Annotated in this window: 8 protein-coding genes; all 8 read right to left on the bottom strand. The window is 70.2% G+C overall.

Features of this window, described 5'->3' with window-relative positions; genetic code table 11:
* Positions 1 to 21: 21 nt before the first annotated feature.
* On the bottom strand, positions 22 to 2,775 hold the full coding sequence (gene tssH, locus J2739_RS26875) for a type VI secretion system ATPase TssH (protein WP_309907434.1): 2,754 nt from the start codon (positions 2,773 to 2,775) through the stop codon (positions 22 to 24).
* Positions 2,776 to 2,893: 118 nt separating this feature from the next.
* Positions 2,894 to 3,973 carry a type VI secretion system baseplate subunit TssG gene (gene tssG, locus J2739_RS26870; protein ID WP_309907432.1) on the bottom strand — a complete coding sequence of 360 codons (1,080 nt, stop codon included), beginning with the start codon at positions 3,971 to 3,973 and terminating at the stop codon, positions 2,894 to 2,896.
* A gap of 236 nt (positions 3,974 to 4,209) precedes the next feature.
* Positions 4,210 to 6,114, bottom strand: a complete 1,905-nt coding sequence (gene tssF, locus J2739_RS26865) for a type VI secretion system baseplate subunit TssF (protein WP_309907430.1) — start codon at positions 6,112 to 6,114, stop codon at positions 4,210 to 4,212.
* 807 nt (positions 6,115 to 6,921) lie between these two features.
* Complete coding sequence (gene tssE, locus J2739_RS26860; RefSeq protein WP_309907429.1) at positions 6,922 to 7,437, bottom strand: type VI secretion system baseplate subunit TssE; 516 nt, start codon at positions 7,435 to 7,437, stop codon at positions 6,922 to 6,924.
* Entirely contained in the window at positions 7,430 to 8,251 is an 822-nt protein-coding gene (locus J2739_RS26855; RefSeq protein ID WP_309907427.1) for a type VI secretion system accessory protein TagJ, read from the bottom strand. Before J2739_RS26855 ends, tssE begins: the two co-directional genes overlap by 8 nt.
* A gap of 25 nt (positions 8,252 to 8,276) precedes the next feature.
* Positions 8,277 to 8,834, bottom strand: a complete 558-nt coding sequence (locus tag J2739_RS26850; protein ID WP_309907425.1) for a type VI secretion system tube protein Hcp — start codon at positions 8,832 to 8,834, stop codon at positions 8,277 to 8,279.
* A gap of 485 nt (positions 8,835 to 9,319) precedes the next feature.
* Entirely contained in the window at positions 9,320 to 10,975 is a 1,656-nt protein-coding gene (gene mltA / locus J2739_RS26845) for a murein transglycosylase A (protein WP_405053969.1), read from the bottom strand.
* Positions 10,976 to 11,029: 54 nt separating this feature from the next.
* On the bottom strand, positions 11,030 to 12,892 hold the full coding sequence (locus J2739_RS26840; RefSeq protein ID WP_309907423.1) for a serine/threonine-protein kinase: 1,863 nt from the start codon (positions 12,890 to 12,892) through the stop codon (positions 11,030 to 11,032).
* Between the last annotated feature and the right edge of the window lie 335 nt (positions 12,893 to 13,227).

Here is a 13,227-nt window from a genome sequence, read left to right as displayed (position 1 = left end):
GCAGTGGTGGCCGGCACGGGCTCACTCGAACGCGTAGTTGAACTGGCCGTCGTGCACGCCGACCCGCGCCGCGACGATCGGCTTGCCTTCCATCATTCGATGCAGGAACTCGCGGCTGATGTCCGGCAGCATGGTGTTGGTGAGGATCGCGTCGATCATGCGGCCGCCCGATTCGCTCTCGGTGCAGCGGCTCACCACCAGCTTCACCACCTCGTCCGTGTAGTCGAACGGGATCTGGTAGCGCGCCTCGACACGCTTCTTGATGCGCTTCAACTGCAGCTCGACGATCTTGCCGAGCATGTCGTCGCTCAAGGGGTAGTACGGGATGGTGACCAGCCGCCCGAGCAGCGCAGGCGGGAAGATCTTGAGCAGCGGATCGCGCAGCGCCTTGGCCATGCCTTCGGGGTCGGGCATCAGCTCCGGGTCCTTGCACAGGCTTGCGATCAGGTCGGTGCCGGCGTTGGTAGTGAGCAGGATCAGGGTGTTCTTGAAGTCGATGCTGCGCCCTTCGCCATCTTCCATGAAGCCCTTGTCGAAGACCTGGAAGAAGAGCTCGTGCACGTCGGGGTGTGCTTTCTCCACCTCGTCCAGCAGCACCACGCTGTAGGGCCGGCGGCGCACGGCCTCGGTGAGCACGCCGCCCTCGCCGTAGCCCACGTAGCCGGGCGGCGCGCCCTTGAGCGAGCTGACGGTGTGCGCCTCCTGGTACTCGCTCATGTTGATGACGATCATGTTCTGCTCGCCGCCGTACAGGGCCTCGGCCAGCGCGATCGCGGTCTCGGTCTTGCCCACGCCCGAGGTGCCGGCCAGCATGAAGACGCCGATCGGCTTGGTCGGGTTGTCCAGGCCCGCGCGCGAGGTCTGGATGCGCTTGGCGATCATCTCCATCGCGTGGTCCTGGCCGATCACGCGCTGGCCGAGCAGCCGGGGCAGGTTGAGCACGGTCTCGATCTCGTTGCGCTGCATGCGGCCGACGGGGATGCCGGTCCAGTCGGCGACCACGGAGGACACGGCCTGCGCATCCACCGAGGGCAGGATCAGCGGCGACTCGCCCTGGATCTTGCTGATCCGGCCTTGCAGCTCATGCAGTTCCGCCAGCAAGGCGGTCCTCTCCGCACTCCCTTCCGCCGCGGGCGAGCGTTGGGGCGGCGTCTCCTTCGCCGCCGCCGTGCCGCTCCCTGCGCCCTCCCCGGCTTCGGCGGGGAGTGCTGCATCCACGGGCTTGTTGCCGGCGCGCAGCTTGGCGCGCAGTTCGAGCAGACGATCGACCAGCGCCTTCTCTTCCTTCCAGCGCGCATCGAGCGCCTCGAGCTGCGCCTTCGATTCGGCCAGCAGCGACTGCACCTGCGCCGAGCGCTTGCCGACGTCGATGCCGATCGCTTCCTCGCGGCCGATGATCTCCTGCTCCACCGTCAGCGCCTCGATGCGCCGCTGGCAATCCTCCACTTCCGGCGGCATCGCATGCTGCGAGACCGCCACCCGCGCACAGGCGGTGTCGAGCAGGCTCACCGCCTTGTCGGGCAGCTGGCGCGCGGGGATGTAGCGGTGCGACAGCTTGACCGCCGCCTCGATGGCCTCGTCCATCAGCTGCACGCGGTGGTGCTTCTCCAGCACGCTGGCCACGCCGCGCAGCATCAGGATGGCCTTGGTCTCGTCGGGCTCGGGCACCTGCACCACCTGGAAGCGACGCGTCAGCGCCGGGTCTTTCTCGATGTACTTCTTGTACTCGGCCCAGGTCGTGGCGCCGATGGTGCGCAGGTTGCCGCGCGCCAGCGCGGGCTTCAGCAGGTTGGCCGCATCGCCGGTGCCGGCGGCGCCGCCCGCGCCCACCAGCGTGTGGATCTCGTCGATGAACAGGATGATCGGCGTGGGCGAAGCCTGCACCTCGTCGATCACCTGCCGCAGCCGCTGCTCGAACTCGCCCTTCATGCTGGCGCCGGCCTGCAGGAGGCCGATGTCCAGCGTGAGCAGCTTCACCTCCTTGAGCTGAGGAGGCACGTCGCCGCGCGCCAGCCGCTGCGCGAAGCCCTCCACCACCGCGGTCTTGCCGACGCCCGCTTCGCCCGTGAGCAGCGGGTTGTTCTGGCGGCGCCGCATCAGGATGTCGACGATCTGGCGGATTTCCTCGTCCCGCCCGGTCACCGGATCCATCTCCCCTTTCTTCGCCTTCTCCGTGAGGTCGACAGCAAACTTCTTGAGCGCATCGCCCTTGCCCATGGCGGCGGGCGCCATCGCGCCGGCGTCTTCGCCGGGGGCACCGCTGCCCATGCCGGTGCCGTCCTGCGCGCGCATCTTCGATTCGGGCGAGGGGTCGCAGATCTTCGCGAAGTTGTCGGCCAGGTCCTCGACCTTGACCTTCTCGAACTGCTTCGACAGGCCCATCAGCGGATTGCGCAGGCTGGGCGTCTTGAGCATGCCGACCAGCAGGTAGCCGGTGCGCACCTGCGCCTCGCCGAACTGCAGGGTGGCATAGGTCCAGGCGCGCTCGATCGCGTTTTCGATGTGCGGCGAGAAGTCGCTGATGGCGGTGGCGCCGCGCGGCAGGCGGTCGAGCGCGGCCGTCATGTCCTTGGCGATCACCGAGATGTCCAGGCCGTAGTGCTGGATCACGCGGTGCAGGTCGGAGTCCTGCGCCTGCAGCAGCTGGGCGAACCAGTGCTCCAGCTCCACGTAGGGGTTCCCGCGCATCTTGCAGAACACGGTGGCGCCCTCGATCGCCTTGTAGGCGAGCGCATTGAGCTTGCCGAACAGGGCGGTGCGGTTGATTTCACTCATGATGCCTCCTGGAAAGCCGCCTCCGGGGAGGCATGCGCCCCTCCGGGGGCAGCGAACGAATGTGAGGGTGGGGCCCCATGGAATCTCCTCGTGTGCATGACGGACAGCCCCTCGGTTCTTATGAAAGTGCAGTGCGATGCATCGGCGCATCGCCCTCGATACGGACATCGGCCGCGTCGCGCGCGCGGCGCTCGCGGCCCAGCCACGAGACCCAGCCCAGCCGCGGCGCATTGCCCTTCAGCGCGCCGAGGCGTGCGGGCGGGAGCTCTTCCTTCTGCAGGATCAGCTCGGCGTCCCAGTACAGCTCGTCGCCGAGCAGTTGCTGCATCCAGCGCCGCAGCGCGGGGCGACCGTCGCCGGTGGGCAGGAACATCCGGTACTGCTCGAAGCCCAGCGGCCCCAGGTGGAGGCGCACGCGATGCTGGCGGTCCCACGCGCGCCGCCCCAGCATCGCGCCCAGGCCCAGCGAGCGCGAGGCTTCGCCGCGGCCGAGACGGGTGAGCTCCTCTTCGGGCAGTGGCATCCAGTGGCCGACCCAGGGCTCGAGCCGCACCGGCACGCCGAAGTAGCAGGCCAGCACGGCCTCCACGCCCTCGGCGTTGTGCACCTGCCGCAGCAGGCGGCCCGCGAAATGCAGCCGCGCGTCGTCGTGCACCTCGTCGCGCTGCTGCCGCGCAGGCGTGCCGATGCCGACCAGCGCGCCGACCTGGCGGCGGAAGCCGTCCTCCTGCGGCCGGTCCAGGCCCACCGCCGGCCGTGCCTGCGCCCACGCCCGGTAGAAGAAGAGCGAGAAGCGGTGCGAGAAGGTGTCGAGGAAGGCGAGCCAGGTCGGGTCGCCATGGTTGATGGTGCGTTCGCGGATGAAGTCGCTCAGGTGCACCGGCAGCGGCCCGTTGGGGCCCAGGTAGCCGAAGAAGTGCTGGCGCAGCCGCGGCGGCGAATGGGCACTCGCGGGCTCGAAGCGGCTGAGGCTGGCGGGCGCGAAGGACAGCGAGGGCTCCTGGCCCACGCGCAGGGGCTCGGCACCTGGCAGCAGCGCGCGGCCCCAGCGCGGCGCGTCGGCCGCGATGCTTTCGAGCCGGCGCATGAGCGCGAAGTAGTCGTAGGCCCAGGGCTGGTCGCCGCAGGCCTGCAGGTGCAGCCCGATGCTGCCGGGCGGCCGCGCGCGGGCGGCGGCGGCGGTCGATAGAGCCCCCACGCTTGTCACTTCGTGTACTGCGCTGCCCCCCGAGGGGGCCTTCGCGCCTTCGGGCGGCCGGGCAGCGCTCGATAGAGCCCCCACGCTTGTCACTTCGTGTACTGCGCTGCCCCCCGAGGGGGCCTTCGCGCCTTCGGGCGGCCGGGCGCCGCTCAATAGAGCCCCCACGCTTGTCACTTCGTGTACTGCGCTGCCTCCCGAGGGGGCCTTCGCGCCTTCGGGCGGCCGGGCAGCGCTCACAGGATCGGGCGTGCTCCGCACAGCGGCCTCCATCGCATGATCTCGCCGCGGCCCGGCGCGGTGAGCACGGTCTCGACGAAGTGGTTGACCTCCACGTGCCGCGCCAGGTAGCGCGCCATGACGGCGCCGAAGAGAAAGGCGCTGTGGCCATGGAAGGCATTGCGGTCGACTTCGAGCGTGACCTCGAGCCCGCGGCCGAAGGCGATCGGGCCGGCCAGCGGCAGGCGCCGTGCCACCGGCTTCGATCGCACGGAGAGCAGCCCGCGCACCTGGGCCTGCCGCACCTCGTCGCCGTGCACCGCGTAGAGCATGAGCATCTCGCGCAGCGCGGCCGCACCCTGCTGCGCGGAGCTGTCGGCGAGCGAGAGGTAGTTGAGCGCCAGGTGGTCGATCACGCGCCAGCCCAGGCCGTGATTCACCACCGGCGAGACCGGCCGCGACGGGCCGCGCACCATGCGCACGCGTTGCGCCGGGAAGGCGTCGATGCAGTCGAAGTCGTTCTCGCGGCCCAGCGGCATCAGGAGCGGCAGGTCGCGGTTGGTGACCAGCGCGCTCACGGCAAGCTGGCGCAGCGATCCCGCATAGGGCGCCTGCTGCGGGTCGACGATCTGCATGTAGACCTCGGAGCCGATGTGGCTGCTGCGGTGGCCTTCGGTGCGCTGCCGGGCGGAAGGCATGCGCGGCTCGCGCGTGGTCGTGAAGTAGGCGGGATGGCTGTGGCGGCTGCCGTGGAAGGCGGCGTAGAAGGGGAGGAAGGGCTGCTCCGGCGCGGCGTCGACGCCGCCCGGGCTGCCGTGGCCGATCACCTCGGTGACGGTGTGGACCTCGAAGTCCTGCGGCCGCGTGCGCTCGGGCACCAGGTGGAACTGGCTCACGCCTTCGTTCACCGTCACGCGGTCGAGCCGCTTGGCGAAGAGATTGATCGCCGGCACGCAGTGCAGCTGCACGTTGTCCGCGCTGACGAGTTTTTCGAGCGCCGCGTCGCCGCGCGAGAACAGCAGCACCAGCTCGATCTCGCTCACCGGCATCGCCGACAGCACGCGTTCCAGCCCGACGATGCGCGCGAACTGGAAGCGCTGCGGGAAAGCGAAGTACTCCTGCACCAGCCGGTGGCCCGAGAAGCCGGTGGCGGTGACGGGCAGCAGCGCTTCGTCGTCCTCGAAGCCGACGGGCTGGACTGCGCTCGCAGGCAGCTGGCGTACCGCGCCGGCCGCGGCGCCGGCCGACACGCCGCCCGCCGACAAGGGCTGCACCAGCACGCCGAGGGGGTTGCCGAGCACGCACTCGTGCAGTTGCCAGGCCACGTCCTCGGCGCCGCCGAAGTGGATCAGCAGCTCGTCGAGCGCGACCTGGTCGAACTTCAGGCCCGCGGTGGCGCGCAGCGCGATGCGCAGGCCGCCGCGGATCTCGCGCGCCTGCGGATGCTGGGCCAGCGGCAGATCGGGCGCATAGGTGAAGTACTGGGCGCGCTGCACCTCGACCGGCCAGACGCGCAACGCGCGCGCGGTGCGGAACTCGCAATGCGTGTTCTGTCCCACGGCGTGGCGCGCGCGCAGGCCGCTGCCGCGCGGCAGCGTGGGGCCGCTGGCCAGGTTGGCATCGTCAGGGTCGACCGCCAGGGACACGACGATCATCGAGGGCGTCGGCGCCATGAACTGCGGATAGACGATGTCCAGCAGGTGGCCGGTGAAGCGCGGGTATTCGGCATCGAGCTTGAGGCCGACGCGCGCGGCCAGGAAGGCGGTGGCCTCGATCAGCCGTTCGACATAGGGGTCGGCGACGTCCTGGCCCTCGATGCCCAGGCGGTGCGCGATCTTCGGGAAGGCGCGCGCGAACTCCCCGGCGCTCTCGCGGAAGTAGCGCAGTTCCTGTTCGTACAGGGTCAGCAGGCGCGGGTCCATGCAGAACTCGGGGAGGCTTTCTGGAGGGCGATGGCCCTGGGTCTTTGTTCTAGGGTTGCGCTTGTTCCGAGGCTGGAGCCGGGATGTCGCCCCGGCAGGCGAGTCACTTTCTTTTGCTTCGCCAAAAGAAAGTAACCAAAGAAAAGGCGACCCCATTGGCCGCGACCCTGCGCTTCGCTGCGGGAAGCCTGCGGTGCTCGCTTTTCGCGGGGTCCGCGCAAACTCGCTTCGCTCAAACACGCGCGGCCCTGATCCGCGAAAAGCTGCGCTCCTCGGCTACGGCCAGAGGGGATCTCGACTTCAACGCGCCATGGCGCGTCCTTTTGTGGGATGCGCGAGCACCCGCGCTGCGGGTCCTCGCTCACGCTGCACAGATACATGCCGTCGAGATGGGCCTGCACATGTTCCAGGCCTTGCGAAGCAAGGCCGTTGGCCGCCGAGCGCAGCGATGGCCCGACCCACCTCCCCTCTGCGCGTGCCGAGGAGCGCAGCTTTAGGCGGATCAAGGGCCGCGCGTGTTTGAGCGAAGCGAGTTTGCGCGGACCCCGCCTGAAGCGAGCACCGCAGGTTGCCCGTAGCGAAGCGCAGGGACACGCCCAGTGGGGTCGCCTTTCTTTGGTTACTTTCTTTGGCGAGACAAAGAAAGTAACTCGCCCGCCGGGGCGACATCCCGGCTCCGGCCTCGGAACAAGCGCAAGGCCAAATCGAGCACCCAAGGCCCTCACCCCAACCCTCTCCCGCAAGCCGTAGAGGGAGCAAGACAGCATCCAAGACCTCACGCCGGGGTGATTCATGGCTTGACCGGCCCTAACGCTGCGGAAGCGCCACGTCCTCGATCTCGATGCGTCCCTCTTCCAGGTCGATCCGGCTGCGCATCAGGAACTCCAGCGGCACCGGCTGGGCCCAGAGCAGGCCGCGTATCTGGAGGCCGATGCGGTTGTGGGAGTCGAGTGCCGAGCCTTCCATGACGAGTTCCACTTCGAGTGTGCGAGGGAGGATGCGCGGCTCGAACTGCAGGATGGCGTTCTTCAGAGCCTGTTCCATGCTGACACGCTGGATGGAGGACGTGAACTGGCCGGACAGCATAGGCAATCCGTAGTTGAGCACCGAGCGCGCCGCGTTCGGATGGCGCTTGTCGTCGAAGGGCAGGCCGTGGCCGGTCGCGTTGAGCAGCCACGAGAGATCGCGCAGCATCGCCTGGCGCAGGGCTTGGCGGGTCAGGGTGCGCTTGTCGTCGCTCTCGCGCTGCTCGGTGGGCGCGAGGTCCACCAAGCGATCGAGCAGCGAAGGCTGCAGGCGCTCCTGGGCGATCTGCTCAGACATGGGCGGGCGCCTGCTGCGGCGCTGCCGAGAACAGGATCTCGCGCACGTCCAGCATGGCGTGCTCCTCGCCGTCGTCGCTGCCGAACATGCGCTGGCCCCGGCCGGCCCACACCTCGGGCCGCAGTTCGCGCCACTCGGTCTTGCGCGCGAGTTGCAGCACGCCTTCGCCGCATGCATGCGTGCCCTCGTAGCGCGTGGGCACCAGGGCCAGGGTCTCGCCGCCGTTCTCGAACTGCAGGTGGGCCGGCAGCCACACGCAGTCGCGCAGGTCCTCGGGCGGGTCGAACTTGATGTGCGCGAGGCGTGCGAAGGGAATCCAGTAGTAGCGGCCGTTCACGAAGGCCTCGAGCACCGGGCCCAGCCGCATGTCGGCGTCGGCGAGCCACTCGAAAGGCTTGCCGTCGAGCGTGCCCGGCGTGGCGGGCGCGGCCTCGAAGGCGCGCTCGCGCAGGTCTTCGGCCAGTGCCGCATCGCCGGCGCCCTGGCGCAGCAGCGACTCGATCAACAGCGCGAGCCATTCGTCGGGCTGGCCGAAGACCATCGGCGTGCGCGTGCCGGCGAACACGTCCGCGCGCAGGCCTTCGCAACGGATGGCCTCGCCGTAGACCTGCTTCATCGGCACGGCGAGCGCATCGAGCTCGGCCGCGACGTTGAGCTGGTTGAGCGCGCGTTCCCACTGGCCGAGCACGCACAGCAGCTGCGCCATGAACACGCGCAGCCTGGCGTCGGCCGGCCTGGCGCGTACCTCCTCGCTCAGGGCCTTGAGGGCGCCGGCGGGGTCGGCGGTTTGAAGAAGTTCGGCGGATTGCGTCATGCGGTGCCTTTCGTGGGCCGGGGATTCAATCGGCGTTCATCACGCAGCTGCGAACCGCGCCGCGCTGGCCCGTTCCCTTCTGCGACGCGGAGCGGATCTCGATCTTGCGGTAGCGGAAGAACAGGATCTCGCAGGGGCGGCGCGGGGAGCCGCCGGTCAGGATGGAATGGGTGTCGATGCGCGCGCCCTCCAGCACGATCTCGAGCGTGGGCTGCATGTCCTTCGACGAATCGCCGCCGGCCTTGAAGACCGACAGCTCGACCTTGATGTCGCTGTCCTGGTTCTTCATCAGGCTGGCGATGGAGGCCGTCGCCGCGTCGCAGTTGCGCACCACGATCAGGCTGTGGTTGCGCACCTTGCCCTTGCTGGCGCCGGGCGGGGTGACGACCTCGGCCAGGTAGGCATAGCCGGCGATGTCCATTCGCTGCTTGCCGTCCTCGTACTGGCGCGCGGACTCGCCCTCGACGACGCTGCCCTTGTTCTCGATGAGCATCGCGAAGTCGTTGTTGCTGGCGCCGGACATGTGGTCCAGCAGGCGCAGGGCCTCGTCAGGGTCGAGGGTGCCGTCGATGGTCCAGGACATCTGGTTCTCCTTGGGGATGGATGGGTGAATGGGGCTGGCTCGCTCTCTTTCCTTCTTCGGATGGGGCGAGAGATTGGGGGCTCGGTCTGTGGGTTGCTGTGGGTTCGAGGCCGGAGCCGGGATGTCGCCCCGGCAGGCGAGTCACTTTCTTTTGCTTCGCCAAAAGAAAGTAACCAAAGAAAAGGCGACCCCACTGGCCGCATCCCTGCGCTTCGCTCCGGGAAGCCTGCGGTGCTCGCTTTTCGCGGGGTCCGCGCAAACTCGCTTCGCTCAAACACGCGCGGCCCTGATCCGCGAAAAGCTGCGCTCCTCGGCTACGGCCAGAGGGGATTTCAACTTCAACGCGCCATGGCGCGTCCTTGTGTGGGGCGCGCGGGCGCGCGCGCCGCGGGTCTTCGCGCACCCTGCACGCACTCGCACGCGCACAGGCACAGGCACGCGCACGCACATGGCAAGGGGGTCTTGCGCTGCGGTGATGACGGAACTCAGTCATCCACGCACGCGTCTTCCTGAGGCACCAGGCATTGCGGCAGGTCGGCGCCGACGGCCGCGCCGCGCGTGCGGATCGATGAGGTGGAAGCCGCCGCCACGGCGAGGCCGCGCGGCAGCAGGACCCAGAGTTGGCCACGCTCCTTCATGCGACGGGCCTGGGTCGCGGCCTGCTGGCCGTTGCCGAAGAAGTAGTCGGCGCGCACCGCGCCGCGGATCGCGCCGCCGGTGTCCTGCGCGATGGTCAGGCGCTGCATCGGCGCGCCGCTGTCGGGCGTGCGGGTGGAAACGAAGACGGGGTAGCCCAGCGGGGTGGCGCGCGGGTCGACCGCGATCGATCGGCCGGGCTGCAAGGGCACGCCGAAGGCGCCCACCGGTCCGCCCGCCGTGCCGCCGGCCTCCTTGAAGAAGACGTAGCTCGGGTCCTTGATGCCCGAGCCGAGCACGGGGCCGGCCGCGCGCCGCCCCGGCACCACGACGGCGCCGCTGGCCGCGGGCAGCGCGAGCGTGAAGCCGCGGGTGCGGATCACCGTGCCGTCGTCGACCTCGTCATCGCCGTCGTCCAGCTCGAGCTCGACGCCGAGGCCGCGCGTCTTCACCCGGCTGAGCGCCTTGCCCGAGGACGATTGCGCGATCGTGGGCCGGAAGGGCTGGCCGTTCTGCTCGGCATAGGCGACGCGGATGACCTCGCCACTGGCCAGGCGGATGCGGCCCGATCCCTGGATCTGCATCTCGTAGAGCGCGCTGGCGTTGTTCACGAAAGCCAGCACGCGGGCGTTGGGGGCGCCCTTGGTCTCGATCTCCTCGCGCGTGTAGTAGGGCAGCAGGCGCCGGCCTTCGATGCGCAGGCGCACCTTGCGGTCCAGCGTGTCGCGGGTGACGGCGGAGAGGTCCAGCGCGTAAAGGCCCGGCGCGCCCATGTCGCGCGTCGAAAGCCCCTGCTGCACCACCACGCTGCGGCCCTCCACGCGCACGGCCACGGTGCCGCTGCCGGGCGGCAGCTTGCGCGCATCGGCGAAGAGCATGTCCTCGGGCTGGCCGTAGACCGGATAGATGTACGGCGGCGCGTAGTTGCGGCTGCCGGCGATCTCCGGCTCGAAGTAGCCGGTGACCACGCCATCGGGCCGGCGGTCGTCGTCGCGGATCTGGTAGGCGGAGAACTCGCGCTCGAAGAAGCCGCGGATGGCCGGGTTGCTCTTCGCGTCCACCGACGCGGCGCGCTGGCAGATCTGGCGCCACTCGGCACCACGGCCGGTCAGCACCTTGCAGCTCCCGAGAAAGGCCGGCCAGCTCTGGGCGAAGTCGTCGCGGCCCCAGCCGGGGACCGCCTCGTAGCCGACCGCGGTGTAGGTGGCGAGCTGGGTGGAGAAGGTGCGCGCCTGGCCCGCCACGCTGGCGCCGCCGGGGACAGCGGCCGGCCGCGCGCTTTGCGTCGGCACGCTCGGCGCAGACGGCGCAGCTGCTGCAGGCGCCGGTGCAGCGGCAGAAGCTGCCGGCGGCTGGGCCGCCGGTGCCGCGCCGGTGCCGGTGCCGGGGCCGGGGCCCGGCATCGCGCCGCAGGCCGCCAGCAATGCCGCGCCGAAGGCGGCACCACCCCAGCGTGCGGGCGCGCCACCAAGGGTCGAGAGAAAGGCGATGGGGGCTTGTGTCATGGAGAACTCCTGATCCGAAGGCACGGGGCGCAAGCGCCCGAGGCCTGAAGACGTTTACTTCTCGGTGATCTTGAAGAAGGCCGTGCCATAGGCGTCCTTGCAAGGCGTGTCGGGCGCGCACACGGGCTTGCCCAGCAGAGGCGGCGGGCCGCTGCCGCGTGCGGCTTCGAGGGCCGCCAGCACCGGCAGCGGGAACTGCGGAAACACGCCCTCGCTCTGGATGCCGGAGCCGCTGAAGTCACGCTCGTTCTGGCTGACCAGCACCGCGAACTGGTTGATGCCGGGCGGCCCGCCCGCATCCATCGGCCAGGAGGCGCGCGGCAGCGTGATGCCTTGGCCGGCAGCGATCTTGTTGTGCTTGTCCAGCAGGTTGGGGAAGAGCAGGAACAGTTCGCCGCCGCTGGACAGCAGGTAGACGTAGACGAAGCCCTCGCGCTTGCTGCGCAGCTCGAAACCGAGCTTGTCCTTGCCGACCGCGACTTCGCTCTTGCGGGGGCTCGCCGTCACCTCGAAGCCGGGCGCGGCGCCCTCGGCGAGCGATTGAAGCGACTCGGCCGGGGTGCGCGGCTTGACGGGCGGCGGCGGCGGCGGCGCCGGCGCCTGCGCGAGCTCGGCGGGCGGCGGCGCGGCGCTCACCGGCGCCTGCGCGCCACCGGGGGCGCCATCTCGGCCTTGCCACCACCACCATCCGCCGGCCGCGGCCAGCACGGCCACCGCGGCCACGCCTGCCAGGCCCGCAGCCCTGCCCTTCGCAGTTACCGCAGTTGCCGCAGTTGCCGCAAGTGCCACGGGTGCCGAAGGCGCCGCGGGCGCGAGGGCAGGCGGCGTTGCCGGCCCGCGCGCCGGGGCAGGCGCGCGCGCGGAGGGCGGCCGGATCACGGTCGCCCCGCCGTCCAGGCCCAGCGCCTCGCGCAGCGCGGCCATGGACTGCGGGCGCGACTCGGGCCGCACACCCAGGCCGGCGTCGATGGCCGCGAGCAGCCCGGGGCTGTAGCGCTGGCGCAGCGCCTCGTTGCCCGAGAGCGGGACGTAGCTGTCGGCCAGCAGCCGCGCCACCGAGGGCGGCGGCGCACGGCCGCTCACCGCCACGTGCATCACGGCCGCCAGCGCGTAGACGTCGGTCCACGCGCCCTGCGCCATGTCCGGCATCTCGGCGTACTGCTCGATCGGCGCGTAGCCGGGCTTGAGGATGACGGTGATGGCCTGCGTCTTGTCGGTGATCACCCGCCGCGCGGCGCCGAAGTCCAGCACCACCGGCCGGCCCGAGCCCTCGAGCAGGATGATGTTGTCGGGCGCGATGTCGCGGTGGTAGCAGTGGGCCGCGTGCATCACGGCCAGCGCCTGCGTCACGCCGTCCATGATGTGCAGCAGCCAGCCTTCCGGGGCGCCGCCCGGCATCGCGTGCAGTGCCTGCCGCAGGGTGTCGCCGCGGTAGAAGGGCATCACCATGTAGGTGGTGCCGCGCTCCTGCCAGAAGCGGTAGACCTTCAGCAACGAGGGGTGGTCGAACTGGGCCAGCAGGCGCGCCTCGTTGATGAAGCTGCGCATGCCCAGGTCGAAGGTCTCGCGGTGCCGCTCCGAGAGCGGGGCGACGGTGCCGTCGGCCTGGCGGGTGGAGAGCGCGCTGGGCAGGTACTCCTTGATCGCGACGACGCGCTCCAGCGTCGGGTCCCAGGCCTCGTAGACCACGCCGAAGCCGCCCTGGCCGACGATGCGCGTCACCTCGAACTCGGCGAGCCGGCTGCCGATGGGGAGCAGGCCGGCGTGCTCGCTGTCGCCCGAGGCGTCGCGCGCGGTGGGCGCGAGCGTCGGGGCCTGGCCGTGCGGCACCGTGGGGGCGCCGCCGACGACGGTCGCGCCTTCGTCCGGCGCGGACTGGCCGGTGCCGGCCCGCGTGAGGGGGTCCTGCTCGGTCATTGGGCAAGCCCCCTCAGGCTCGTCGCTTCGGCCTGCTGGACTTCGAGAAGGCTCATGGCCTGGCTGCGGCCTTGCTCCCCCCGCTTCCGGGGGAGGACTGGGACGGCGGCTTTGGGTGCTGGTGTTGGGGTTGCGCTCGTTCCTGCGCCGGGGCCGGGATGTCGCCCCGGCAGGCGAGTCACTTTCTTTTGCTTCGCCAAAAGAAAGTAACCAAAGAAAAGGCGACCCCACTGGCCGCATCCCTGCGCTTCGCTCCGGGAAGCCTGCGGTGCTCGCTTTTCGCGGGGTCCGCGCAAACTCGCTTCGCTCAAACACGCGCGGCCCTGATCCGCGAA

This window comes from Variovorax soli (assembly GCF_031454625.1).
Taxonomy (GTDB): Bacteria; Pseudomonadota; Gammaproteobacteria; order Burkholderiales; family Burkholderiaceae_C; genus Variovorax; species Variovorax soli_A.
The sequence above is the reverse complement of the archived record's forward strand: the minus strand, read 5'-3'. Positions and strand labels throughout refer to the sequence as shown.